Genomic DNA, 24,971 nt, shown 5'->3' on the forward strand with positions numbered 1-24,971 from the left:
AGGCCAAAAATAAGATAGTTTTGTATAAATATTTACAGTCATTTAGCTGATGCTGGACACTTTTTCTTTAGATTTTAATCTTGGATGAGTAAATAATATCCTCACAAATAGGGTCGCAAAGAGTACATAAACTATGGTGATAGCTATCCAGATTATGTCAGCCGTATTATCCATTACCCATTTCAGGAGGGTGATGGAACCAATAACAAAGTGAGTAAAATTACCTATTGCTATCGGCCTTCCATAAATTCCTCCGATAATGTTTGCTTTAGCTGTCCAGTTGATTATGGCAAAACTAAAATACAAAGCGCCCAGCATTTGCAAAATGATAAAATTAGCTTCTGTCCACCCGAATAAACTGGCTAGTTCCTCAGGTAAAAAAGAAAGTAATACTCCCCATATACCCAGCATGACAGCACACAAACTCATGACTACTTTTGTATCGATCCGCATCCGGTTGTCTAATATCTCTGAAAATATTGATTTACTGTATCTTCGATAAATTGTTAGACCAGTATTATTAAATTGGCAACGGCGGAGGAACAGAGCCGAACAAATTGTTGAGTTCTCCTATATCTTTAGCGGCTGTCCATTGAGGCATACCGGCTTTCCATACCAGACTCTCCCTTTGAAGGTTGCCTTGCTGTGCCATCTGGTTGAGGGTAGAGATAGGGAAGGGGCCGCTTTGTTTTCCGTTTACTGCTACATAATAGGCACTTTCTGCTGGCAAAGGGGGTGGGGTTGAACCGGAGTTCTGGTTAGGCTGGTTCATTTTATTGGCCATCTGGCTGCCCATCGCTAATCCGATTCCGGCATTCAACGCATCAGCGCCGGTGCCACCTTTTCCCAATGAATTAGCTGCCTGGAACTGGGTATAGTCATTCAGGTTACCAATAATGCCCATGCTGCTGCGTTTGTCCAGGGCGGCTTCTACTTCTGGTGGCAGGGAAATATTTTCTACGAGTAATTTGGTTACTTTCAGTCCATACTGGTCGAAATCGTCAGTGATTCGTTCCGTTACGTATTTAGAAAGTTCATCATAGTTAGCTACCAGGTCCAGGATCGGAATTTTGCTTTCGCCAAGTATATCAACAAACCGGGAAACTACTATATTCCGTAATTGTTCGCTGATCTCTTCAGTACTGAACTCTCCATCTGTTCCAACTACTTCCAGTAAAAATTTGGTGGGGTCTTGCTGAATTCTGAGGGCATACGAACCAAAAGCCCGCAAGCGTACCGGACCGAATTCCGCATCACGGAGCATTACCGGGTTTTTGGTACCCCATTTCAGGTTGGTAAACTGCTTGGTACTGATAAAGTATACTTCAGCCTTAAATGGGCTGTTAAAGCCATATTTCCAGCCTCTCAGGGTAGAAAGGATGGGCATATTCTGCGTAGTTAGTTCGTACGTGCCGGCCATGTCATAAATATCCGCCAGCCGGCCTTCACTGATGAGGATAGCGACCTGCGATTCCCGTACAATTAATTTTGCGCCATTCTTGATCTCATTCTGATAGCGGGGAAAACGGTATACCATGGTATTATTGGTCGGATCTACCCATTCAATAATATCGATAAATTCGTTGGTTAATTTACTCCAGAGGCCCATAGATTCGTTGTGTTGATGGTGAAATGAATGTTATTCAAAGTAAAGGGTTTTGCCAATAATACCAAATCGTTGTTGGTTATTCGTTGTTAGTTGTTCGTATGGGGTGCCACAGACGACAATCTACGGAAATGTATTGACTGGTTTAATGGGAAAATAGGCAAAGGGTAACCGGAAGTCATTGGTCAATAGTCAGTAGGAAAATTTATAGCTGCCTGGAAGTAATCAGTAAATAGGGGTTCAAGTATAATCAGATCAGATATATGGTTCTAAATATGACTTTTGTCAAGTGACTAAAACCAATGACTACTGACTAATGACCATTGACCAACGGCTAATACCCTTTTTTGCGCTTCAATACGAAGAAAATCCCCCGAATGGTAATCCAGACATGACTTTTAAGCGTTTGGAATATTCCATAATTAGACCGCAGCACATCAAACCGGTCGGCTAAAGAACGATAGAGATGTTTTTTTGAAAATCCGCCGGTAAGATAGCGGCATAATACCAGGCCGGTATGAACAATGTCTCTGGCATGTTTGAGGCATTGAATTTCCCAGTCTACGTCGGCGCTGTACGGATGCGACAGATCATATAAGGGAGCAATTTCTTTTTTTACAATAAACGATTGATGACATACCACCATTCCGTATTGCAAAGATTTCCAGTTGAGGTTAGCGGGTAACTGATGAGGCGTTACCTGGCTTCGCAGACCATTTTCTTTTCCGTCTGCCTGAAAAAATAAAGCATCGCCATACAATACATCCGCTTCCATTGACTGACTAAATATCAGTTTCAGCGTTTCCTTGTTATAAATTTTATCACCCGCATTCATAAACCAGACATATTTGCCTTTGGCCGCCTTCAAGCCTTTGTTCATGGCATCATATAATCCTTTGTCCGGCTCACTCACCCAGTAGGAGATATGTTCCCCGTATTTGCGGATGATTTCCAGGGTGCCATCTGTGGAAGCGCCATCAATAATAATGTATTCAAAATTACGGAAATTCTGCCCAATTACACTCTGGATTGTAGCTTCCAGTACAGAGGCAGCATTGTAGGTAACGGTAATAATGGAAATTAATGGAGATTCTGGCAAAACGAATTTTTAAAATGGATAACTTAGTACATTTGGTTTTACTGCTATACAAGTATAAACAAAACCAAAATTACCCAAGTAAATTTTTATACAAAGCCTTATATTTTTCTGCGACTGCACTTTCTGAATAGGTATCCAGTACTTTTTGACGGGCACTCCGGCTGAGGGTTGTATAATCCTGTTTGAAGAGAACTTCATAGATGCCTTCCGCCAAACTTTCAGCAGACTTATACTCAGACAGGTATCCGGTTGAGAGATGGCTTATCATTTCCGGAAGGCCACCTGTATCAAAAGCTACTACCGGTGTACCGCAGGACAGAGATTCCATTACCGTATTGGGCAGATTATCCTCCAGAGAGGGAAGTACGAATACACTGGCTGCATTATAAACCTGCACCAACTTCGACGTTTCGGTAATGGTCCCCAGGCTAAATACCGGAAAAGGAAGTTCTTCCATCAAAGCCTGATCAGTTTTGCCAAATACCAGCAATCCTAATTCCTCTGATGTTTCAGGGTATTTTTCTTGCAACAGGTGAAGTGCCTGCAACAGGTAGATAAATCCTTTTCTGGGATCTGTGATTTTAAACGCTCCAAACAAGATCAATTTTTTGTTGGTCGGCAGCGATAAAGCCTTCCGGACAACTGTTTTATTAGCTGGAGTATAAGTACTGGTATCTATAGGATTAGGAATGGAAATTATTGGAAATTCTTTTAACAAGCGGCTGTCTTTTGCCAGCCCAGCCAGCCACTGGCTGCAGGCAACAAAAGAGATGGAAGCATTGGCTAACAGGGCAAACTTGTTTTCAAATACCCGATACGAAAGATCTTTGGGGTGTGGATTTCGCAGGAAAGGGCAGGAATGGCAATGGCTTAGGTATCGTTTGCACTCTCCGCTGTAATGGCAACCCCCGGTAAAGGCCCACATATCATGCATGGTCCAGACGATGGGCTTTCCTAAATCAATCAGTTGCTGTAAAGAATCCAACGACAGAAATCCAAAATTAATCCAGTGCAAATGAATGATATCGGCCTGCTGAATAAAAGGGTGCTGGCTGATATCAGTACCTATATTGGCCGGAGAAAAAGCAAACCGTACTCCTTTGTTTTTTTCATGCAGCATAAAATAGAACCGGTCGGCAGAAAACCGGAGCCATGCTTTTTGTTTTCCAGGAAAAGAATCACCAATGGACTCTACACTTGCATCTTCGAAACTCTGTTGTTGCACAAGCAGGCTGGCATCTACCTGATTTTTATTTAATGCCTGCATGAGCCGGTAGCATGCCACAGCCGCTCCGCCGCTAAACTGAAATGTATTAACGAGGGTAACTTTCATTTTTTACGGGCGAAAACAATGCTGTTGTGATACAATCCCCGTTGTTTGGGTAAAATATTGGTTAAGATAATTCCAATCAGGGTAAAAGGAAATATAAAAATCAGGTTCAGAAAAATGTTCACGTATTTATTTTTTGTAAATATCAGGTTGTGCAGATATAGATTCCATAACTGAAACCATACTTCCAGAAAATGAGTGGATTTATCCAGGTTTAATATCTCAAATCCTTTTTGCTCCAGCATATGGCGGATGCCAAAAGAAGCATAGCGTCCATAATCGTATGGTATTTCATGTTCGTCCCACACAAAAGGAATCGTGAACAAGGCAGTAGCCCCTGGTTTCAATACCCGGTGTATTTCTGAAAGAATCTGGTCTAAATTAAAAATATGCTCAAAAACCTCACTGCTGAATACACCATCAAAATAATTATTTTCGAATGGAATGGTTTTGCCATCATAATACACATCAATCTCTTCCTTATCGTGGGAATGGCCACTCACTTCTATATCAACGCCAATGTAATGGTCAACGGTAAATAAATCCCGGTATGGTTTGCTTCCACAACCAAAATCCATGATCCTGCCTTTGAGCATGGGGGCATACTGCCGGATTCCCTGGTATAAACCTTTGCGGATAAAATAAAAGGGATTGATAAAAATACTGAGAATATTGATGTGAAACTGCTGGTATTTATAAATCCTGAGAAAGGTTTTAAACATGGGTAATTGCTGGCGAGTTGAAACAGATTCTATTTTATAATAACAGGATTAATTTCCGGAAGCTTGAATGAGTATTAATTTAGAATTATACAATTGTAAATAGACTTTTTAGGATACATTCCATTTGGTTGATTAGCGTGAAATAACTGTTACACTTCACCCCTAATCGTCTTGTAATGAGTTTTGAGTTGTTCCAGCCGGTCGTTAAAGCCTAAGGGTGTATAATGTGTATCCGGAATGATCATCCGTTCCAGTAATTGATTGAGTTTCTCAGAATGTGGAGCACTTTTGCCGGTTTGCATGGACACATTCCTTAGGGTTGTCCAGATCATGGCTTTTAATCCATTCTTTTCCTGGCTGAGCATCTGGCATTCGGTGGTAATGGAATTATGGTCAAAATATATAAGCGAGGTTTTTACAGCAACTGTTTCCCCAAACATGGCTGGACGCAGGTAAGAAATCTGATGATGGGTTACTACCCAATGGGCATCAAATTCCTGCGAAAGTTTTAAGGGGCTCCATCCGTAATATAATAAGGTTTGGTCGGCACGGGCGTTAAAAAAATAATCCAGGTATTTGGCATTATTCAAATGACCGAAAGGGTCACAATCCTGAAAGCGGATAATGAGTTCACTTTCAAGCTCTTTAACCAATTCTTTATCCATACATTTATTAGGCAAGGCACAAAGATACAACTTATACTAAATCGTTGTTGGTTGTTTGTTGCTAGTTGGTAGTAAAATGTTTGAAGATCAACTTTTTGCAGATTGATACATTTGTAAACCTACTTTATACTATATCGTCGATAGCGGTTCAGTGCTGGTTATTAGAAATGATTTGCACTTAACAATTCTTAGAATGAGTTATTTTGTTGCTTTCCTTCATTGCAAAGGTTTTACTATTAATATAAGATGATTACTGTTGAAGGGAGGTATTAAAAATATCAAACGAAGATTATTGCTTGATGTGTCTGATGCAAATTTATGATTGTATTAAGATAAAATTATAGCTTATTGAGTTGAAAATGGCTGGATCAAGAATTGTCAGTTACTAAGAAAAGTAAATTATACTTTAGTATAAACATAGAATACAAAAACCCGGTTTTAATTTTAACCGGGTTTTTGTTTACAAATGTATAGCTGAGATATTAACTGAACCTTAGTTAAAATTCATCGTCATCGAGTTCCTCTTCTTCATCATCGTCGAATACATCATCGTCCAGCGAAGAATCATCCATCAGGTCATCATCGGTGAAACGGCGGTCTATAAAGCTATCGTCTTCCATATCAAGGTTATCCACATCTACGTTTTCGTCGAAGATATCATCATCAAAATCATCTTCTTCGTCATCGTCAAAAGCATCATCATCATCGAATTCCATTCGGGTTTCGCGCAGGTCGGCCACATTTTCTGTAAAATAAGGCATCGCACCAGGATTTTCTACCGGCTCATCGGCAGGGCCTATTTCAGCCTCCATAGCTTCTTCGCGTTCTATGTTGGTAAGCAAATCCATTATATCATCCATTACTATAGGTAGATCATTTTTTACGATGTGCCACTGGGGGTGTAGATCCAGTTCGAGTTCCTGATCAAAATGGGCATACTGTAATCCTTTCAGTACATCCCAGTCTACATCGGCATATTTATCTTTGAATTCGTCGGAAAGCATAGCAGCTGCTCCGCCGATTTGATTCAACTGACCAATCACCGACTCACGAATGTCTTCACGCTGAGCATAGGTATCATAATCTGCCCGTCCGAGATACCCTTGTATTTCCCGGATAGAGTCGGCTATGCCCAATAAATGTATTCTATCTTCTTCTCGAGTTTCCATAATAAAAGTAGTATTCATAGGTAATCTTGGGAATGTACGTGAATAATAAGTTTAAGTTTACATTAAAAATAATTAGCCCGTTTGTATGTGCAAAAGCATACAGGCACTAAACATAAGACAAATATTTTCGTCTGTCAAGAAGTACAAAAAGTAAAATATTATTTTTTATAGTTTTATCCGGTTATGTATATAAATTATCCTAAAAACTGGCCTCAAACTGCCTCAGAAGCTGTCGCCTTACAGCAGGAATTACGTTCCCAGGTAGTGCTTACAGATCAAATAGGACCTGTAAATCATGTGGCTGGAGTAGATGTTGGTTTTGAAGAAGATGGTACGGTAACAAGAGCCGCTGTGGTGGTGCTCACCTTTCCAGAATTGCAACTGGTAGAATCGTCTCTGGCCAGAAAACCAACTACTTTCCCCTATATTCCAGGCTTACTTTCCTTCCGGGAAATTCCGGCTTTGCTCGAAGCACTGGAGCAACTGCAAACCAACCCTGACCTGATTTTAGTGGATGGAATGGGCATTGCACATCCCCGAAGACTTGGTATTGCCAGCCACCTAGGTATTCTGATCGACAAACCTACCATTGGTGTCGGAAAATCATTACTGGTAGGGAAATATGAAATGCCTGCTATGGAAAAAGGAAGCTGGGAACCGCTGATACACAAACAGGAAACCATCGGGGCTGTACTGCGGACCAGGGATAAAATCAATCCGCTGTTTATTTCCACTGGCCATAAGGTGAGTCTGCCGACAGCTATTGATTATGTGATGCGCTGTACTACTAAGTACCGTTTACCGGAAACTACCAGGCTGGCACATAATCTGGCATCGAGGAAAAAATAAAAGAATGATCAGTAGTCATTGGTCAGTATGGAGTTTAAAAAATCTATATCTTCTAAATGAAGACTTACAACAAATAGGCTAAACACCCAAGACTATATATTATACAAGGTGTGCAGGACTTTTTTGACAAAGGGCGTGAGTTGTTCTCTTTTTTTGTTGAGAATGATACGTTTATTTACAGCTGAAGCGGTAGGATAGGGGTAGATTTTGTTAAACAAGGCTTCTATACCCATACCAGCGCTGTTAGCTAAAATGAGTTCCTGGATGAGTTCGCCGGCATTGGGAGCAATCATGGTGCCGCCGAGGATTTTTGGATTCTGATTCAATAGCTTTTTCTGTTCTATATACAAGATGAGTTTGCCATACTGATAGTCTTCTACCACCGCCCGGTCATCTTCATCAAAATCCAAACTCAGCTTTTCAAAGGCTATTTTTTTATCCTTTAATTCTTTCAGTGAATAACCAAAAGTAGCTACTTCAGGGTCCGTAAAAGTTACCCAGGACATATGCTTGTTATCCAGTGGTTTTTTTAGTGGAGAAAGAAAATTGTTGAGCAGAATAGTAGCCTGTTGTTCAGCTGCATGAGAGAATTTTAAATTTCCGGCTACATCGCCGCATACAAATACATGTTTGTTGGTAGTTTGCAGGTATTTATTCACCTTTATGTTTCCGTTTTCAGTTTCAATACCTGCTGTTGACAATTGTAAGCTTTCAATATTTAATTCTCTTCCGGCTGCCACGAGAACAGCATCAAATGTTAACGAAAGTTGTTTGTCATCCTGCCGGACCGCTACTGTGTTACTATTTGTAAATGATAGTACTTCTGCCTGCAAGTGAAATGTAATGCCTTCTTTCAATAGTCGTTCTTGCAGGATTGTAGTGATCTCAGGTTCTTCTTTGTCTAAAATATGGGCTTTATTGTGAACGATACTTACCTGAGAACCTAGCCTGCTAAATGCCTGGCCAAGTTCTACGCCAATAGGACCACCTCCAATTACGAGCAGTTTATCCGGCAAAAAATCAATGGCAAAAATGCTTTGATTGTCATACCATTTTACTTGTTCTATTCCCGGGATCTGCAGTTTTTTGGGCCTGGAACCTGTAGCAATCACTATCTTTTTCCCTTTGTACACCTGGCCACTCACTTCTATCTCATCGGCAGATACAAAGCTGGCGGTGCCCAAAGCTACCTCTATACCCATATTCCGGAAAAAAGCCGCATTTTCATGTTTCCGGATTATATTCTGCCTTTCTTTTACATATTTCCATACTTTGCTCATATCCACTTTTCCTGATATATTCATCCCAAATTCCTGAGAATGGTTTGCCTGATACACTTGTCTGGCCACATGAATCAGCGACTTGCTGGGCACGCAGCCATCATTCAGGCAATCGCCTCCGATCTGATGGTCTGATTTATCGATAAGGAGCACCTTAAAGCCAAACTCATGCATTGGTAAGGCGATACTGAGTCCTGCAGAACCAGCTCCAATTACAATGATGTCATAAAGAGGGGATTGAGGCATGATGAGAGTTGAGAAATCTTATTAAATCAGGGTTATATGAAGAATACATTTGGGGGGTATAAATCAGGATGGCTATATCATAGAGACCTACTCATTGAGAATGAAGTTTTTTTCGCTCTTAGCTTATATAATGTACAATAATGAATTGTTAAGGCAAACCCAAGCCATACATAGTAAGTGCCGCATCTATTAAATAAATTATCTGATTTCCAATTTACAATACCACTATCAAGTACAAACTCAATATTACACTTTCCAAATATGGTTAAAGTATAAAGGCAAATGAACGTGAATACGAAATATAAACCATTAAACTTCTGTTGACTGATTTTTTTGCTAATATCATTTACAAATAGTAGCAGAAGAACAGTTAAAATAAAAGGGTGTTGTTCGTCAACAGAATTGATGATCAATGTCAAAAAAAGTAAGAATAAGATATATGTAATAGCTAAAGTATAAATGAGTATTCTGAAATTAACATTTTCATCATTCTTTAAGAACTTAAAGGAGCACAATACAAGTCCTATTCCAAATAGATGAATCAGATACTCAGTAATACCTAGACTACCAGTAAATATTGACTGGATGCCATTTTCAAGGCCTAATTGCATTAAAATCAATATTGAAGATAAAACAAGGCTAATTCTATACTTCTTATAAAAATATAGAATTAAACCTATGGGAATGAGCAGCAGGGAATAGAAGGCAGTAAAACCAAAAAAATTAAATAATATTATGTCTGCAACAGATTCATGCTGCATTAACTCCCGGAAATATCCTGGAATATAAAATGAAAAGGATAGTAATAATAATGCTATTACTAAAATTGCATCAATGCCATGCAGCTTTCTGTTCATACTTTTACCTCTGACTTATTGGCCTTCTCTTTTTTTATCGCATCATGAAGTAAGCTATAAAACCACCTCCAGATTATGGCATTCCATTTCGGTGGGGAACTGAACTTTCTGGTGCATGGCCAGGATTTTGCTGCTGGAAATTTTAAACTCTTTTTCCCTTCCGGCATTGTCAATGAGTACCTGGTTGATGTTTTTAAACAGGAAAATAATATTGATTTTCGGATGATAGGGAAGCCAGGTATCTATCAGCTGGCTGCGCATATTCCGGCTGATATTGGTGGCATTCCAGATAAAAGACTGCTTTTTGCGGCAATATTCCTTGCTTTTTTCTTTGGCTAGTCGAATTACCCTGCCCTGATTATCTGTGGGTGCAATGTCGAGTTCTTCCCGGATATCGTCTAAAGAAATTATTGGCAATTCCCCTCCCCAGCGCCTGTGAATATAGCTGTCTTTTCCGGATGCCGGCAAACCAGACATCATATAAATATTAAACGCATACTGGTGATATAATTCTGTATCCGGATAGGAATCATTCACATTGAAATAATAGAAACGGTCGTAATCGGAAGCAAAACTTTTGGGAGTATCATAACAATCATGATCCAGGCAGTATTCTTTAAATAATTCCAGTTTATAAAGCATATCTTCTGCATCTCCGCAGACCCTGCCCAGCAAGTCGGCTTTTGCGAAAATATATAACAGCTTATTACTTGTAAGCAGGCTGGTAGTAATCACAGTCCGGAAAGGGTTTTCTTTTTGAAATAGCCAGAACGGATACCCGTGAAAGAGGACGGTATAATACACAGCCGAAATAAAATGAAACTTATAATTTTCTTTGTCCAGAATCTGCCTGGCTATATTGGCACCCATAGAACCATGCCGGGGGTGGGTAATCCGGTTATCATCCAGCAATGTATAGGTAGCAGGTTTGGCAATATCATGAAAGAGCGTAGTGTATTCCAGAATCAGTTTCTCATATCTGGAAAGATGCTTGTATTCTTCCAGATTTAATAGTGCATTCAGTACCATTTCCGTATGCGTATACACATCTCCTTCCTGGTGATGAATACGGTCCTGCATGGTAGACTTCATGGCATCAAAATATTCCCGGTAATCCTGTACCACCGGATAGTCAGCTAATAATTTCCCAGACATTTTGGTTATTCCTTAATTGATTCAATTCTTTTACATCGTATTTCCAATGTTTGCTGGTTGTGATCTGGAAAGTGTCCGTAACAAATTTAGCCACAGACAGACTGAAATCCTTATACGAAAATCCTTCTGCTATTCTCACCACAAATCCCTCTACCGGATCAGGCACCGAAGCAGAATATTGATGAAACGCATTCAGTATAGCTTGCCTGCTATATATTCCTTCATATATCACTGGAATAGGTTTTAGTTGTAATAGTTTACACCACTCTAATGTTTGTGGCCAGGATAAACAACTATTATTTTCATCCCACATGGAATAAACATAAAACAAGGTTTCCAGATGTGTATAATGAATGGTATGCTTGTAAAATAAGTTTTCTCCGCATAACCGCCAACCAGCTGGTATATCGTGGGTAATCATACTGCGAAGCCGGTCGAGCCAGCGTTTGGATTCGTCCCAATCCGAATCAATAGAGCGGGCATGCAGATAATCGGAATAAACTGTTGTGTTTTCTCCATCCATTTTCTCAGTTACTACGACAGGTTTACCAGCAAAGATCTCATCCGAAAGCAATACTTTATCATCTGCCCCTTTTTTGAGGGAGTAAGGCAGATGAAAGGTACGGGGATATTTAAAACGGGGTGGAGTCATGGAACAACGGGCAATTATCTTTTGTACAGATCCAGAAGTTTAAAAATAAGTAAATAATCAGAAGTGAACCTAGCAGTTTCAAATGATTTCAGGAAAAAACTAACACACGTAATTCTGCTTAAAAAGCAAGTATGTGTATGATATTCTTATAATATGATGCGTGACATAGAATGGTTCAGTAGAGTTTTTAGGATTATTGTTGATTTTGCATGTAGTATTATATGATAAATTATTGAATGAATCGTTATATGAATATTGTAAATAAACCACCATAAAACATGACTATTTTTTCAATCAATAAAGCTTCTATTGCAAAATTGGTCTGTAGCCCAATGGTTAGTAACATAATTGCTACAGTTTTCAACGACCGAATTCCAAATATCCGAAAGCTAGGGAGAGAGCCTTTCCGCTTCAGGCTTAAAAACCCCTATATACAAGGAAGACGGCTGGCTGAGGTATTCTGGGGTATCCATGAGAATAAAGAGATCCGTTTTATTCAGAAATATTTAAGGAAGGATACAGATACCATTGAATTAGGCAGTAGTGTAGGGGTGCTTTCCACCCATATCCGCTATAAAGTAAATGCGGATAAAAAATTTATTTCTGTCGAAGCAAATCCGAATTTAATCTCAACTATTGAGACAAATCTGAAACACAATTCTTTTGGCAAACCGTATTTAGTTAATAATTATGCCTTGAGTTATGGGTCACCTATGGTGGAATTTGCTGTAAACGCCGATACTGGCGTATCGCAGATTTTCAGTAAGAACAATACCAGAAAAATATAGTAGAAGTAGTAAAAGTTAAGGCGATTACCTTGAGTGAATTGTTGAAAAAATTCGATGTATCTGAATTTGTACTGATTTCTGATATAGAAGGGGCTGAAATAGACTACATAATGAATGATGTACAGGCATTTAAAAATTGCAGGCAGTTAATTGTGGAATTACATGCCACAGAATATCAGGGTAAAAAATATACTATTAATGATCTGAAAAAGTTGATTGTAGACCGTTTAGGATTTACCTATACAGATCATCTGGATGATGTGTATATTTTTAGTTGATAGTGTTCCAGCGGATATAATTTCTGTGGAAGGATTTGCTGGAGATTCACCGGGAAAAGTTTTCCGCAACAAAAGCAATTTGGTTTTGAATAGTTCACCTTGAATTTGATCCACCTGTTGATCTATAATATACCAGAATCTCTTGTTAAGTTAAATGTGAATATTAAGAGTATACATTGATATATGTGCGTTACCTGGGCATTGCCAGAACCTGTTCCCAGATAGATTCATCTACTGGTATTCCTCTTTCCTGATTTTCTTTTCTGGTTAGTAAGGTGCGTTCACCAGGATAATAAATGCCATCCGAATCTTCCAGCAGCGCAGCACTTTTCAGGTAGTCAGACAGTTCCTGGGTAATTTGTTGCACAAATGGCGTTTCAATGCGGCTGGCATCAAAACAGATAAATACCTGTGATAAGGCATATTCTGCTTCTTTTTTTCCAATGTCTGCTACAGCATTTCCCTGCGAAAGCAAGGCAGCCAGCATATCCAGTAGAATGGAAAGTCCGGAGCCTTTCCAGTAACCGATGGGCAAGGGCCGCTTGGAAGCAAGAATTTCTTTAGGGTCTTTGGTAAGCTCACCAGTCCGGGTAAATCCACCTTCGTAGGGAAGCATGCGGTTTTGGCGTTTATATACTTCCATTTTACCATACGAATACATTGACATGGCCGTGTCCAGAACGATGTGACTTCCATCTGGCCTTGGAACTGCCATTACCAGCGGATTATTACCGATCCGGTTATCTTTTCCACCCCATGGAGGCATGTTAGGAATGGTATTGGTAAAACAAATAGCAATGCAGTTTTTTTCCGCCGCCTGCCATCCATAGGTTCCGGCCCGCATCCAGTGATTGGTATTCCGGATGGCTACACAGCTCATTCCTGAAGATTTAGCCAGTTCAATGGCCCGGTCCATACACTGATATGCATTCAGATTTCCGGCACCCAGATTCCCTTCCCATTGTTCCCAGCTTCCAAAAGTATGTATCTTTTCAGGCGTAGCGTCAATATCAATATAGCCTTTTTGAATATAGTCGATAAACAAAGGGAAACGGTTTAATCCATGCGAATACACTCCATCCAGCGTTGTTTCGGAAAATAATCGTGCGCATAAACTGGCCCGATCCGGAGAAAACCCGATTTTTGCCAGAATGGCTGAAAGAGTACTATGTATTTGCTCGAAAGGAATACGCATAAATATAGGTTTATTGGTCAATCGTCATTGGTCCGTAGTCAGGAATTACCTTAGCAGGCAAAATCTTAAGCGTGGCAATATACATTTATAAACTATTACAAATGACTATTTTACTCCATATTCTGAAAGCAGATAGACAAGGGTTGCCATAGCAGCAGCGCCTAGTTCAATTTCCCGTTTATTAACTTTTTCAAATGTATCTTCTGCGGTATGATGCAGATCGAAATAGCGCTGAGGGTCGGGTACATATCCTATCAATAATGTTCCCATTGGTTTCAGGGGGAGAATATCTGATCCGCTTTCTCCGGCCCGGATGTCAGAGATTCCGTATGGTTTGAATAAGTTTTTCCAGGAACTCAATTTCTGAATCTGCCCGGATGATGCTTCTTCCAGGAAAAACTCCCTTGGGGTAAATCCGCCCCGGTCAGATTCTATAGCAGCAATATGTTTTACAGGCTCTTTTGCAGCTATTTCTGCATATTTAGTTCCGCCTCTTAAGCCATTCTCTTCATTCATAAATAGCACCGCCCTGACTGTCCGTTTAGGACGTATACCCAGGGTTTTGAACAGGCGCAAAACTTCCATAGATTGTACGCAGCCTGCACCATCATCGTGGGCACCTTCTCCCAGGTCCCATGAATCCAGGTGACCACCCACTACTACCACTTCCTCGGGCATGGAACTGCCTTTAATTTCGCCAATCACATTATAGGATAATACATCCGGGAGCATTTTACATTGTGTCTGAACGTAAAACTGAATATCCGGGTCATCTTTTAATAATGAGCTGAGTAATTCGGCATCGGCCGTACTTAAGGCAACAGCAGGTAGTTGTGGTACATTGGGCGCATAGCGCAAACTACCGGTATGAGGTACATTGTCAATGAGCGTTGTCATGGAACGGACCACTACCCCTATAGCACCAAATCTGGCTGCCTGGGAGGCGCCGGTGCCTCTCTGGTTTACTGCTCCGATATAGGCATCGAAAGTATCGAAAAATGTAGCATCCAATGGACGGTTGAAAAAAACGATTTTTCCGCTTATCTTATTTTTTCCTAATTGTTCCAGCTCTTCAAATGTTTTCACCTCCACTACTTTTCCGATTATCCCTGCCGGGCCTGTTCCAACGGAATTACCCAGGGCACACACATTTACCTGCCTGGAACCGATTTTTTTAGAATTGAGAATCGTAGCAAATTCTTTTGGGCCACGTACCCAGTGAGGCACCATCACTTCCTGCAGATACACCCTGTCGAGTTGTAAAGTATCCATCACCTGCCGGGCAAATTCCACTGCGGCTGCCGCTTCCGGAGAACCTGAAAGCCTGGGACCTATGTTTTTGCACAGGTAGTGCAGCCATTCATAGGTTTTTCCCTTCGCAAGACTTTCTGAATAAATTTTTTTGATAACTGATTCATCGTTTTGTTGGGCATTTGCTGAAGCAATACAAATAAACAGGAGACAATACAGGAAACAGTACTTCATAGGTGGAAGAAAATTTATAATCTGAAGTCCGAAAAATAATAAATTCTTCCGGCCTAAAAGTGTCCTGTCTGAAAAATAATCGGACACTATTGCAAAGAATAGTAAATATTGTTCACAAATCTTACTTCCTTTCAGCTAGCCCCAATACCATTCATATACCTGTTTTTATCATAAAACAAATATTTTTTGCAGACGTATGTTCAGGCATTAATATTGTAATATAATCATAAACAAGGCCTGGAATAATATTTAAAATTTTTTTTAAAATTTATGGTTACCTGGCCTCGAAATTGACACTAATGTATATAAAACCAACTAAAACAATGAGAACGATCAGCCAAACTGAAATTTTATTGAGACTTGCATTTATCCTTGTTGTGATGGGCAGTTTCTTTTTTACTGCTTAAGCAGAAAGCTCGCCTGACAAACCTGTTGCCTGACTAGATTTATTACATCCGGAGGGTGAATCCTGTTTTCTGATATAATCTATGACCAGATACAATAAACAAGCGAAATATTTGCTTTGCCTGACAATCCCGACAGACTTCTTTTTGTGTCTTGTCCGCTTCTAACCAAGTGACTATATTCCTCAAAGAAGTCTGCTTTTTTATATACACTTTACATGACAAACCCCTACAGACTCAGTTGAAGTATTTGTTACATGAAGATTACACTTTTTCATTTATTGTTGATCGCCACTGCACTTTCTTTTATTGCCCATGTGGGTAAAGATAATGTTACTTCAGGCGCTTCTATAAAAACCAGAAAAGATCTGATCAGCCGGGTATGGAGGGTACAGCAAGTGCTGGTAAATCACTCCATTGACCAGACTAATGATTTTAAGAATTCCCGGTTTGAGTTTATTAAAAATGGTACCTATACCTTCAGCCGGAAAGATGGCAAAGTACATGGAACCTGGGAACTCGTGCCGGATGAGCAAAAGCTGGTTCTGGATAAAGGTACCCCAGATGCGGATTCAATAGAGATCGTGATGCTGAGTGAAACGCAGTTGTATCTGTCTTTTCCAGAAAAATCTGCTAAGCTAGGTTCTGATATTTCCTTATTTAAACTTGCTTTATAAAACCTGTTTTTCGAGAATATATTCCGGAAGATAGGCTACAAAATATACAGTTGCCCTGCCTGACAGATGTGATTCATACTGTCAGGCAGGGCTCTTCTTTTATTTGATTTTTTATGGTATAGCCAATGGTAACCATTACCTTATAGTTTGTATGCTTTCAGAAATTAGCGTCTATCGCAGAGAAGTATCTTATAGGTGGAACTGAACGCAAGGAGAAAATATACTATTGGGTGGAAGAATATATCTAAATTCGCTTTAAACAATGATTAAAAACCCTTTTATACTTCGACTTGCTTTTTTGTTATCTCTGTTTATTATATACTTATCCTCTTGCCGTTCCCATCAACTGACTTCTCAAGCGGATGCTGATACAGGCAGGCAAGTTATATTTGGCAGCGGTGGTGGTTTTTCAGGCCAGGTGATTGAGTATACTTTGCTTGAGAATGGGCAGCTTTCCAGAACCAACAGTCTTTCCAAAGAGAAAATAATACTGAAAGCATTACCCAAAAAAGAAGCTCAATCTTACTTTGAACAAGCGGAGCAATTACATCTGGGAACAATGAATTTTAAGCATCCGGGAAACCTGTATTATTTTATACGGTTGAAAAAGGGTGAAAAAGCAGAGGAAGTACTCTGGGGAAATACTGATCACCCGGTTCCTGCACAGGTTCGAGCATTGTATGAATCCCTGGAAAATGATGCTGCCCAAAAATAGGAATTAGATTTGTTTTGGCTGGGATAAAAACATTCTGTTCATAGCACTGATACTGGCCAGGTGATGATCGTCATGCTCGGCAACAAATACAAACAGATCAATGGTCCGCATGGGTGTTTTTAACCTCGGATGCAATGCTGACAGGTAAATTTGTTCCTCAGTTAAGGCTTCCAGCTGGCTTACTGTCTGTGCTCTTAACTCCCTGAATTGTTGGGTTATTACTTCTGGTTTTTTCAGGTAATGTTGCCCCTGGTGGGTCCTGGTGTTGTTCAGATCGGTTGGACTTAATTCCTCTTTACCTTGTAATAGATCCTGCAGCCTGACTTGCCATAGGGTTTCCAGGTCGCTTAAATGGCCAATATGCTCCAGAATGGCCCATTTATTATCCGGTTTCAGGGTATAAAATGCAGGGTTGATCCCATTTAATTTTTCCTCTATCCTGGCTGGCGTACCAATTAACCGTTCCAGAATGGAAGGAAACGTATGCTGTATAGTTGAAAAGTCAAACTTTCTTTCAAACCAGTTAGTCTGTTTCATTAGTATCAGTGGTCAGAGGATAGTTAAATAATATTCAAAAAACAAACCGGTACATAAGTAGTTACAGAAGAAGCCACATATCGCACCACAACTTGGGTGGAATTATATGGAATAAGTATGATGCTAAGTTATAACGGCATCCTACATCCGCATACCAATATCAAAATAAGATAGTATAGACATAATGACGATAAAGGCGGTATAAAAGAAAATAATATCTTTATTAGTGAATGTGTTACTTGGTCTGCCTAAACAGAAGGACATAAACCAGAGTAAGTTTTTTTTCAACATACGTATACTCCATTTCATCAAACGAGAAGAATTGAATACCCTCTCGTTTGATGAAAGTTTGATTTAACGGATCAGCATGACACCACCCCGTTTTACAACGGCATCTCTGTCGGGGAAATCTACACTTTTGTAGCTGATCTTCCAGGCATAGCTGCCCACAGGTGCTGGTTTTCCCAGGTAATTGCCATCCCAGAATTCTGCCTGATCAAGGCTGGCTGCTTTAGTGGAGAACACAATTTCGCCCCAGCGGTTAAAAACCTGCATTTCAAAATCGCTTACAAAGCCGCCAAATACTTTAAACGTATTATTAAGGTCCTGTGAGTCGCCATTGGGGGAGAACGCATCTGGTACAAATACCTGCGGCTCACATTTATTTACTACTGTAATCTGTTCGGTTTTGGAACAATTAGATGCATCTGAAATAATTACTTCATATACCCCAGGCTGACTGGCTATGGCTGTACGTTCCCGGCTATTGAGTTGCGGCCAGAAATATGTAAAACCTTCCCCAGGACCAGCATCCAGCGTAACCGGTCTTACTGGAATGGCATCTGTACACAAAGCTACTTCCCGGTTAGGAACATTGGTACGAATAGAAGGAAGTACCGTTAACACCACTTCGTCCGTCACTACACAATTACCAATAGTTACTGTTACCGAATAGGTACCGGTTCTGGTTGGCCGGATTGTGGGTGTTGTTTCTGTGGTAGACCAGCGGTAGGTAGCGCCAGAATTAGTGGCATCAAGTAAGACTGAATCATCAATACAAATGGTACGGTCGGAGCCAAGATTGACAAGTGGTGAACGGTTGATGGTCAGGGTAACTTGCCTGGCAGGGCTTTGGCATCCGTTTACAGTTTGTGTTACAAAGAAAGTAAAGGTGCCAGGGAGCGATCCGTTGCCTGTTATTGTCGGTAAAAAAGGACTGTTACTTCCTACCTGGGTAGCTAGTGTTGCATTGCTATACCAACGTATATTTTGGCCTGTTGCAGTCAGTTGCGGTATACCACCGGTTGGACTGGAACAAACCGGAGCCGGATTGGAAGCCGCAGGTGCTGCAGGCGTAGGATTTATTACTACATCTACAAAATCCTCACTCACACATCCGAGGGCATTTCTTCCTCTTACCGTGTATCTGCCGGCAATGGTAGCTGTTATTTGGGCACCGGAAACAGTCGTGTTATTGGGAAGTGTCCAGATGTAGGTAGTATATCCTGCTGTAGTAGCATTCAAAATAACAGGTGTTCCTGCGCATACAGCTGCTGGAGTAGCGAGGTTTATTTGTGCAGGTGGTGTTGGGAATATTACATTTACTGTACTTTCAGTAGAACAAGTAGCATCCGCCGGATTACTTACCCTCACTTTATAGGCACCATTAGAAGTTATATTGATGGATGGAGTTGTCTCAGTAAGTTGTACATTGTTTCTAAACCACTGAAACGTTGCACCAGCTACCCCACTGGAAACGGCAGTTACCGTACCATTCTGGCAACCTGTCTGAGTAAATGAAGCAGTTACAGTAGGTTTTGCTTCTTGTCTTATTTCCAGGTTAGGTATTGAGAACTTGCATCCTGTAATATCGGTGATTTCCACGGCATATACGCCTGGAATTTCTGTGATCTGAGCAGTGTTGGCAGCAATTGGCTGGCCATTTCTTGTCCAGACATAACTTGCAATCGCTGGTCCTCCCGTCTGGGTAACCGTTAAAGTTCCGGTAGCTTCCGAACAACTTATATTATCAGAACTGGCGGTAGCTTGTAAGGTAGAAGAAGTTGAATTTATTGGAATGCTCAGAGATGTGGTACATCCAGCGGCATTAGTTACGACTACATTATATACGCCAGGTGTTCCGGTAATATCTTCTGTGGTCGCATAGGCAACTCCCTCTTTTGTCCAGGCAAAGGTAAAAGGCCCTCCAGTTGCCGGAACAGTTAAATTAATAGATCCATTGGAACCAGCGCAATCAGCGGCATCTACTTTAGTGAAAGTAACTTGGGTTGGCTGGCTAATGGTAATGGTGATCTGATCTGGAACACTGCAAGTGGGTAGTAGCGGATCTGTTACAGTTACGCTATAAGTAGTGGTCACATTGGGTGAAACGGTAATAGTCTGGGTAGTTGCGCCGGTATTCCAGCGATACGTAGAACCAGGACTGCCAGCATTCAGTAGTAAAGTTGATCCTGGCTGGCAAAGGGTAGTATCATTGCCCAGGAAATTAGCCGGCGGTCCGCTGAAGTTTACATTTACCGTTCCGATTTCTACGCACTGGCCTACTAAAACTGTAACCCGGTAGGCACCAGATAAACCAGCAGGCACAACAAAGGTTTCTCCACCCCGGACTGAAACCCCATTGGGTTGGGTCCAGAAATAAGTAGCACCAGCAGGTCCGGTGGCATTGGTATAAGCATCCAGTGTTACAGCCGTTCCGGTACACACCAGCTTGTTTGGACCCAGATTTACAGCTGGCGGACTTTGTAAAATGGTAATGGTCTGGGCAGGAATTACTTCGCCTTCTGGAATACAATCATTAAAAATAGTCAGTTCTACCGTATAAGTACCTGGGCCGGGGAAAGAATGCGTAGGATCTACGGTTGTATATTGAGTGCCATCAATACTCCATAAGTAAGTCGATTTCGTTGGATCGCCGCCTGCCCGGTCGGGCTGTGCCTGAAACTGGTATTGCACCTGTTCGCCTAATTCGGCACACTGGGGTCCATCGAAACCAAAACTCTGCCCATAAGATTGTGAAGTGGAAGGTGAGTTATTAGGTAAACCCAGGCCGCTGGTACCCCCGGTAATGGCAAACCCATTCTCCTCGAAATCCACTGCCGTGAGATCTGTAGCATTTGGATTATTTACCACACCCAGGCTGCTTCTGCCTTTAATAGCCATATAGATTTTCTGATCCGGGCCAGCCTGCAGGCCTCCAAATTCCTGGTTGGAAGTAGCCAGGGTATCTTTACTCAAAGCAATTAGTAATGAATCTCCCAGAGACACATTATATCTCACCAGTTGGGAAGGATTGGTTGCATTTCCCCGTAAGGAAACATAGAGCTGGTCGCCGGAAAACTCCAGGCCATAGGCAGTAGGAGGGGCCGTACCCAGATTCAGAGTTAGTGGATTGGATACTTCTCCGGTTGTGGTGTCAAAATCAAACACTTCGACCACATTCTGTGCCCCATTGGCGCCAGGTATCACCACAGCGAGTTTAGAGCCATCGGAGGAAATTTTCATATATCCTTCGCCTTTTACCGTTTCCGGACCATGAGAAGTTCCTACATCATAGGTTTCCGGAGTACCCACGCCTTGAGGGGTTAGCGGATATACACGGAAAGTATTACTGGCAAAATCATGGGTAATAATCCAGGTAGTAGCTGGTGCATTGGGATCGCTTGGATTTCCCTGAACAGAGATCACCCGTTCTGTACTGGAACCGGAAAGCGGAATATTTTTCTGTATCACCTGTCCAAGCCCATCTTTCAGGCGCATATCCACTACACTATAGGATAACTGCGAGCCGGTGGCTGTAGTTGTAATTTCACTGGTGGTAAACACATAATACACCGACTGGCAATCATTACAACCGGGCTGAGGCACAATGGTTACTGTTTGCGTAGAGGACGTACTTCCATTTAATCCGTTTCCACCATCCAGTTCACGGGGAGTAGTAACGGCCACAGGTGGATTTTTACTCACATCCTGCATTGCAGTTCCGGTAGAGTCAAAAACTGTGATGCCATCCGTATAAAATAATAATTGTCCTTTGCTGTTAAGGACAGAAGAACTTCCTTCCGGTGCATTTATATTCCGAAAAGTAAGGCCAGAAACGGCGGTTGGTTGACCTCCCGGAAAGCGGATACCTGCATTCGTACCAAAATACCATCTGGCTTGGTCTGTTTGTGGAGTTGGCTGGGAAGGATCAGGTTTATATAAGCGTACATTAAGTTTATTAATTCTGGTACAATTAGTGGACGGATCAGTGATTTCGAGAGAATAACAGCCTTCTTCTGTAATGGAAATGCTTGAATTTGTTTTTGTTGCATCTGTTACCCCAGGGCCAGACCACAAATAGATTGCGTTGGCGGGTGCGCTGCCACTTCTAAATACAGGTGATAAAGTCTGAGGCACATCCTCTTTACAAAATTCCTCTTCCTGGGGACCCAGGTTTTCATCCATAGGGCCGATGGTAAATTCGCCAAACCCCAATACTGGTACCGGATTACTGGAGCAGGGCGCCTGATTCACTCCATTCACCGATACAATTACCTGAACCGTGTAATTCCCCGGCTGCGTATAGGAGTAAGAAGCCGTAGGCACCGTAGTGGTATCTGCATCGGTAGTCACATTCGGATCGCCAAAATCCCAGAAATAGGTAACTCCTGGTCCTGGAGCAGTTGCTCCGGTATAAAGAAACTGAGTGGGTGCTGTATTACAGGCATCTCCGGCACAGATCGGCGTATTCGGAAATGAGACACATTGTGCCTTTGCCTGGTACCCAGATAAGGTAATTATAAACAGTAAAATGAGAAAAAAACAAGCAGGTACTGTATTTGTCAGACGAAGCATTGGATAATGATTTGCACTAAAATAATGAAAAACCGGAAAGTTTATGAATGAAATTAGGGTTTCAGGTCGGTGTTTATTGTTTGGGTGGTCAAATTAAAACATTTCTTCCAGATTCAGGTAATGCCCGTCAACTCTGTTTTCTTATAACGTAGAGATAAAGTGCAATTATTTGAGGATAGTAGTAATTATTTTATTCAGCCAAGGCTTTTGCAAATAAGGTTTTGCTAAGTAACAAATATAATTCATATACAGGGTGTAGAATGGTATAAATCAGCACTTTGAATGGAATAAATGCAACCCAAATCAGTTCTCAAAATGACAGGGGTTACTACCAGATAAAATGGAAGGGTTTAATAGATGAATTGATTACTAAAGATGATGTTCATGTCTATTTTTGGTGAAAATATATAGTAGACAAAAAAGATCATCAGGTGAATGATTTTATAAAAAATAAATAATCATTTTTTTGAATTGATATCGGCTGGAGGATTTATAGCAAGAGTATCTATATAACCTTCACTTTTACAAAGCGTCGAAATAATCGGAGAAGTTGCCGGAGGGCTCATGAGCAGGAGAGAGGTTTTTATGAATGCTGATGGGTGTTTGTTTTCGTACCCGCACTATAATCATTCCTATTCCCATGAGCAGGATCACTTCTCCTGCTAAAAAGAGCATCCAGTTAAAGGAGCCAGGGATATATTCCAGGGCTTCTGTAAATAAACTCTGGGAGGAAGAAAGATTCCAGAGACTGGATAAGCCACCCTGCTGGGAAACAAAGAGTAAATAATCCCAAACAAAACTCAGGATACAAACCAGGCTGCCTAATGTAAATACCATCCATTCCTTCTTATTGATCCGGATGCTATACCCCTGAGCATAGCCAAACATTATAAATAAGGCCAGTCCAATCATGGTAAGAGAAAGCAGGCAAGGCGCCACTACCGGACCTACCCAGGGAACCGGAATGAGGAACAAAATATCCCAGGTGAGTAAAGATGCCGGCCAGTTAAGTAGTAGTTTCAGGAACACATAGTAAAAAATATCCCAGATGGCAAAGGCGTAGATAAAAGCAGCAAAACGTTGAGCGGTGTTTTTGAAAGTAAGAACAGCTATTCCTGCGAGCATAACCATGGTGGCTGCTTCCCTTAAAAACTCAGTTACGGCAATACCTGGTTTGATTGGTGCAAGGGGAAAGTTAAACCCGTCCGGATAATATAATTCCCGCAAATAAACGACTACGGCTGTTTCGAGAAATCCCATGGCAATGCTGAATATGGTTAGCCATACAAGGATAGAATTAATCTTGTTCATAATAAATGTTATGTTAAGTAAAAATTAAAAGTACTTTGAATTACAAAGTAAAAGAATAAAAAAATTAACGGTTTCCTTTGATCAGATTTTCCAGGGCTTGTAAATGCGATTCAAAAGCTTTTTTGCCCTGATCGGTGGCCCTATAAGTTGTATTAGGTTTGCGTCCGATAAATTGTTTCCATACGGCAATATATTCAAGTTCTTCCAGGGCTTTCAGGTGAGAGGCCAGGTTGCCATCTGTCAGGTCTAATAATTCTTTCAGGCTATTAAAATCAATCTGCTCATTCACCATCAATACCGACATAATCCCCAATCGGGCCTTGCTTTCAAACGCCTTATTTATATTAACCAGTAAATCTTTCATCGTTCATATTTATAATACATTAAAGTGCCATACACAATGTGCAGTACACCAAAACCAATGGCCCAAAGTAATAAACCATATCCGGTAAAAAAAGAGCCGATCAAACCTAATACAATTTCACAAATTCCTAAATAGTGAACATCATGCAGGGTATATTTACTTCCATTAATTAAGGCTAGTCCGTAAAATAACAGGGTAGTTGGAGCAATCAGACCAAAGCCCTGGTGATAGATTAGGGCAAGGCAAAATATTCCGCCAGTTGCCAGCGGAATAGCAACACTCATCAGCAAACGCCTGGAAGTAGGTGTCCAGATAGGTAAACCCTGTTTTTTAGCTTTCCGGGTGCTCAGGTATAAACAGGTAGCCAGGGCAAGTGTGAGTACAGCCAGGGCATTGGCAATAAAGAAAATACCTGTACTTCGGATGACCTGTTGGTTGTTATTCAAATAATCGTAATAAGCCGGCTGGAAAAAATCGAGTTTCAGATAAAAAAAGGCGAGTGCCGCACCGATCAGTGCATACACCCCTGCAAATACTCCCGAAAGTCCGCTCAGTGAAATAAACCGGGATGATTTTTCCATCATATTCCGGATTTCGTAGAGGGTATCTAAATGTTGGTCTTCCTGATTCATAAATAAAGTACTTTGTGTTCCAAAGTAAGCAACTTTCCTTTTAATTTCCAATTCTTGCTTATAAGATATTTATTACTCCTACATCGACTGGCGAATTC

At 41.0% G+C, this 24,971-nt stretch carries 23 protein-coding genes; 5 read left to right on the forward strand and 18 right to left on the reverse strand.

What is annotated here, in order from left to right; translation table 11 throughout:
* Nucleotides 1–42: 42 nt before the first annotated feature.
* The 7 genes from GXP67_RS33130 to GXP67_RS37625 all read right to left on the reverse strand — a co-directional run bounded on the left by GXP67_RS33130 (nucleotide 43) and on the right by GXP67_RS37625 (nucleotide 6,591).
* A complete protein-coding gene (locus tag GXP67_RS33130) occupies nucleotides 43–453 on the reverse strand; it encodes a hypothetical protein (RefSeq protein ID WP_162447085.1) in 411 nt (136 codons plus the stop codon).
* Nucleotides 454–520: 67 nt separating this feature from the next.
* Nucleotides 521–1,609, reverse strand: coding sequence for an SPFH domain-containing protein (locus GXP67_RS33135; RefSeq protein ID WP_162447086.1), 1,089 nt, complete (start codon nucleotides 1,607–1,609; stop codon nucleotides 521–523).
* Nucleotides 1,610–1,940: 331 nt separating this feature from the next.
* Nucleotides 1,941–2,705, reverse strand: a complete 765-nt coding sequence (locus GXP67_RS33140) for a glycosyltransferase family 2 protein (protein WP_162447087.1) — start codon at nucleotides 2,703–2,705, stop codon at nucleotides 1,941–1,943.
* A 70-nt stretch (nucleotides 2,706–2,775) separates the two neighbouring features.
* Nucleotides 2,776–4,038 carry a glycosyltransferase family 4 protein gene (locus GXP67_RS33145; protein WP_162447088.1) on the reverse strand — a complete coding sequence of 421 codons (1,263 nt, stop codon included), beginning with the start codon at nucleotides 4,036–4,038 and terminating at the stop codon, nucleotides 2,776–2,778.
* Entirely contained in the window at nucleotides 4,035–4,757 is a 723-nt protein-coding gene (locus tag GXP67_RS33150) for a class I SAM-dependent methyltransferase (RefSeq protein ID WP_162447089.1), read from the reverse strand. The genes GXP67_RS33145 and GXP67_RS33150 overlap by 4 nt, the downstream gene beginning before the upstream one ends.
* 149 nt (nucleotides 4,758–4,906) lie before the next feature.
* Nucleotides 4,907–5,422, reverse strand: coding sequence for an acyl-CoA thioesterase (locus tag GXP67_RS33155; protein WP_162447090.1), 516 nt, complete (start codon nucleotides 5,420–5,422; stop codon nucleotides 4,907–4,909).
* A gap of 497 nt (nucleotides 5,423–5,919) precedes the next feature.
* Complete coding sequence (locus GXP67_RS37625; RefSeq protein WP_162447091.1) at nucleotides 5,920–6,591, reverse strand: HepT-like ribonuclease domain-containing protein; 672 nt, start codon at nucleotides 6,589–6,591, stop codon at nucleotides 5,920–5,922.
* 183 nt (nucleotides 6,592–6,774) lie between these two features.
* On the opposite strand from GXP67_RS37625, the gene nfi reads away from it, so the two are divergent.
* Nucleotides 6,775–7,440: a deoxyribonuclease V gene (gene nfi / locus GXP67_RS33165; protein ID WP_162447092.1), complete on the forward strand. Its 666-nt coding sequence runs from the start codon at nucleotides 6,775–6,777 to the stop codon at nucleotides 7,438–7,440.
* Nucleotides 7,441–7,532: 92 nt separating this feature from the next.
* On the opposite strand, the gene GXP67_RS33170 is transcribed toward nfi, so the two are convergent.
* From GXP67_RS33170 to GXP67_RS33185, 4 genes are all read right to left on the reverse strand, one after another.
* Nucleotides 7,533–8,966 (reverse strand): dihydrolipoyl dehydrogenase family protein, encoded by a 1,434-nt coding sequence (locus GXP67_RS33170; protein WP_162447093.1) that lies wholly within the window; start codon nucleotides 8,964–8,966, stop codon nucleotides 7,533–7,535.
* 77 nt (nucleotides 8,967–9,043) lie between these two features.
* The gene (locus GXP67_RS33175) at nucleotides 9,044–9,823 is read right to left on the reverse strand and encodes a hypothetical protein (RefSeq protein WP_162447094.1); all 780 of its coding nucleotides are present in this window, start codon (nucleotides 9,821–9,823) and stop codon (nucleotides 9,044–9,046) included.
* 54 nt (nucleotides 9,824–9,877) lie between these two features.
* On the reverse strand, nucleotides 9,878–10,978 hold the full coding sequence (locus tag GXP67_RS33180) for an AAA family ATPase (protein WP_162447095.1): 1,101 nt from the start codon (nucleotides 10,976–10,978) through the stop codon (nucleotides 9,878–9,880).
* Complete coding sequence (locus tag GXP67_RS33185) at nucleotides 10,956–11,630, reverse strand: RNA ligase family protein (protein ID WP_162447096.1); 675 nt, start codon at nucleotides 11,628–11,630, stop codon at nucleotides 10,956–10,958. The genes GXP67_RS33180 and GXP67_RS33185 overlap by 23 nt, the downstream gene beginning before the upstream one ends.
* A gap of 332 nt (nucleotides 11,631–11,962) precedes the next feature.
* Here GXP67_RS33185 and GXP67_RS33190 point away from each other — a divergent pair, with 332 nt between their 5' ends.
* A complete protein-coding gene (locus tag GXP67_RS33190) occupies nucleotides 11,963–12,418 on the forward strand; it encodes a class I SAM-dependent methyltransferase (protein WP_162447097.1) in 456 nt (151 codons plus the stop codon).
* A gap of 41 nt (nucleotides 12,419–12,459) precedes the next feature.
* On the forward strand, nucleotides 12,460–12,696 hold the full coding sequence (locus GXP67_RS33195; protein WP_232064737.1) for a hypothetical protein: 237 nt from the start codon (nucleotides 12,460–12,462) through the stop codon (nucleotides 12,694–12,696).
* 190 nt (nucleotides 12,697–12,886) lie between these two features.
* Here GXP67_RS33195 and yiaK read toward each other — a convergent pair whose 3' ends face one another.
* Nucleotides 12,887–13,891 (reverse strand): 3-dehydro-L-gulonate 2-dehydrogenase, encoded by a 1,005-nt coding sequence (gene yiaK / locus GXP67_RS33200; protein WP_162447099.1) that lies wholly within the window; start codon nucleotides 13,889–13,891, stop codon nucleotides 12,887–12,889.
* A gap of 105 nt (nucleotides 13,892–13,996) precedes the next feature.
* Entirely contained in the window at nucleotides 13,997–15,376 is a 1,380-nt protein-coding gene (locus GXP67_RS33205) for a M28 family peptidase (RefSeq protein WP_162447100.1), read from the reverse strand.
* Nucleotides 15,377–16,037: 661 nt separating this feature from the next.
* Between GXP67_RS33205 and GXP67_RS33210 the strand changes: the two genes are divergently transcribed.
* Nucleotides 16,038–16,457 carry a hypothetical protein gene (locus GXP67_RS33210; protein WP_162447101.1) on the forward strand — a complete coding sequence of 140 codons (420 nt, stop codon included), beginning with the start codon at nucleotides 16,038–16,040 and terminating at the stop codon, nucleotides 16,455–16,457.
* Nucleotides 16,458–16,719: 262 nt separating this feature from the next.
* Nucleotides 16,720–17,172, forward strand: coding sequence for a hypothetical protein (locus GXP67_RS33215; protein ID WP_162447102.1), 453 nt, complete (start codon nucleotides 16,720–16,722; stop codon nucleotides 17,170–17,172).
* Between the two features lie 3 nt (nucleotides 17,173–17,175).
* Here GXP67_RS33215 and GXP67_RS33220 read toward each other — a convergent pair whose 3' ends face one another.
* The 5 genes from GXP67_RS33220 to GXP67_RS33240 form a co-directional block, all read right to left on the reverse strand.
* Complete coding sequence (locus tag GXP67_RS33220) at nucleotides 17,176–17,709, reverse strand: DinB family protein (protein ID WP_162447103.1); 534 nt, start codon at nucleotides 17,707–17,709, stop codon at nucleotides 17,176–17,178.
* Nucleotides 17,710–18,063: 354 nt separating this feature from the next.
* Entirely contained in the window at nucleotides 18,064–22,566 is a 4,503-nt protein-coding gene (locus tag GXP67_RS33225; RefSeq protein ID WP_162447104.1) for a PKD domain-containing protein, read from the reverse strand.
* Nucleotides 22,567–23,088: 522 nt separating this feature from the next.
* On the reverse strand, nucleotides 23,089–23,877 hold the full coding sequence (locus GXP67_RS33230) for a hypothetical protein (protein WP_197901603.1): 789 nt from the start codon (nucleotides 23,875–23,877) through the stop codon (nucleotides 23,089–23,091).
* A gap of 64 nt (nucleotides 23,878–23,941) precedes the next feature.
* On the reverse strand, nucleotides 23,942–24,241 hold the full coding sequence (locus GXP67_RS33235; protein ID WP_162447105.1) for a winged helix-turn-helix domain-containing protein: 300 nt from the start codon (nucleotides 24,239–24,241) through the stop codon (nucleotides 23,942–23,944).
* Entirely contained in the window at nucleotides 24,238–24,873 is a 636-nt protein-coding gene (locus GXP67_RS33240) for a hypothetical protein (protein WP_162447106.1), read from the reverse strand. The genes GXP67_RS33235 and GXP67_RS33240 overlap by 4 nt, the downstream gene beginning before the upstream one ends.
* Between the last annotated feature and the right edge of the window lie 98 nt (nucleotides 24,874–24,971).

The organism is Rhodocytophaga rosea, from assembly GCF_010119975.1.
In the GTDB taxonomy this organism is placed as follows: Bacteria; Bacteroidota; Bacteroidia; order Cytophagales; family 172606-1; genus Rhodocytophaga; species Rhodocytophaga rosea.

Bases quoted from the DNA above. Each gene is read 5' to 3' on its own strand.
- GXP67_RS33130 (WP_162447085.1), bottom strand. From the start codon at position 453: ATGCGGATCGATACAAAAGTAGTCATGAGTTTGTGTGCTGTCATGCTG.
- GXP67_RS33135 (WP_162447086.1), bottom strand. From the start codon at position 1,609: ATGGGCCTCTGGAGTAAATTAACCAACGAATTTATCGATATTATTGAA.
- GXP67_RS33145 (WP_162447088.1), bottom strand. From the start codon at position 4,038: ATGAAAGTTACCCTCGTTAATACATTTCAGTTTAGCGGCGGAGCGGCT.
- GXP67_RS33150 (WP_162447089.1), bottom strand. From the start codon at position 4,757: ATGTTTAAAACCTTTCTCAGGATTTATAAATACCAGCAGTTTCACATC.
- GXP67_RS33155 (WP_162447090.1), bottom strand. From the start codon at position 5,422: ATGGATAAAGAATTGGTTAAAGAGCTTGAAAGTGAACTCATTATCCGC.
- GXP67_RS37625 (WP_162447091.1), bottom strand. From the start codon at position 6,591: ATGGAAACTCGAGAAGAAGATAGAATACATTTATTGGGCATAGCCGAC.
- nfi (WP_162447092.1), top strand. From the start codon at position 6,775: ATGTATATAAATTATCCTAAAAACTGGCCTCAAACTGCCTCAGAAGCT.
- GXP67_RS33170 (WP_162447093.1), bottom strand. From the start codon at position 8,966: ATGCCTCAATCCCCTCTTTATGACATCATTGTAATTGGAGCTGGTTCT.
- GXP67_RS33175 (WP_162447094.1), bottom strand. From the start codon at position 9,823: ATGAACAGAAAGCTGCATGGCATTGATGCAATTTTAGTAATAGCATTA.
- GXP67_RS33180 (WP_162447095.1), bottom strand. From the start codon at position 10,978: ATGTCTGGGAAATTATTAGCTGACTATCCGGTGGTACAGGATTACCGG.
- GXP67_RS33185 (WP_162447096.1), bottom strand. From the start codon at position 11,630: ATGACTCCACCCCGTTTTAAATATCCCCGTACCTTTCATCTGCCTTAC.
- GXP67_RS33190 (WP_162447097.1), top strand. From the start codon at position 11,963: ATGGTTAGTAACATAATTGCTACAGTTTTCAACGACCGAATTCCAAAT.
- yiaK (WP_162447099.1), bottom strand. From the start codon at position 13,891: ATGCGTATTCCTTTCGAGCAAATACATAGTACTCTTTCAGCCATTCTG.
- GXP67_RS33205 (WP_162447100.1), bottom strand. From the start codon at position 15,376: ATGAAGTACTGTTTCCTGTATTGTCTCCTGTTTATTTGTATTGCTTCA.
- GXP67_RS33210 (WP_162447101.1), top strand. From the start codon at position 16,038: ATGAAGATTACACTTTTTCATTTATTGTTGATCGCCACTGCACTTTCT.
- GXP67_RS33215 (WP_162447102.1), top strand. From the start codon at position 16,720: ATGATTAAAAACCCTTTTATACTTCGACTTGCTTTTTTGTTATCTCTG.
- GXP67_RS33220 (WP_162447103.1), bottom strand. From the start codon at position 17,709: ATGAAACAGACTAACTGGTTTGAAAGAAAGTTTGACTTTTCAACTATA.
- GXP67_RS33225 (WP_162447104.1), bottom strand. From the start codon at position 22,566: ATGCTTCGTCTGACAAATACAGTACCTGCTTGTTTTTTTCTCATTTTA.
- GXP67_RS33230 (WP_197901603.1), bottom strand. From the start codon at position 23,877: ATGAACAAGATTAATTCTATCCTTGTATGGCTAACCATATTCAGCATT.
- GXP67_RS33235 (WP_162447105.1), bottom strand. From the start codon at position 24,241: ATGAAAGATTTACTGGTTAATATAAATAAGGCGTTTGAAAGCAAGGCC.
- GXP67_RS33240 (WP_162447106.1), bottom strand. From the start codon at position 24,873: ATGAATCAGGAAGACCAACATTTAGATACCCTCTACGAAATCCGGAAT.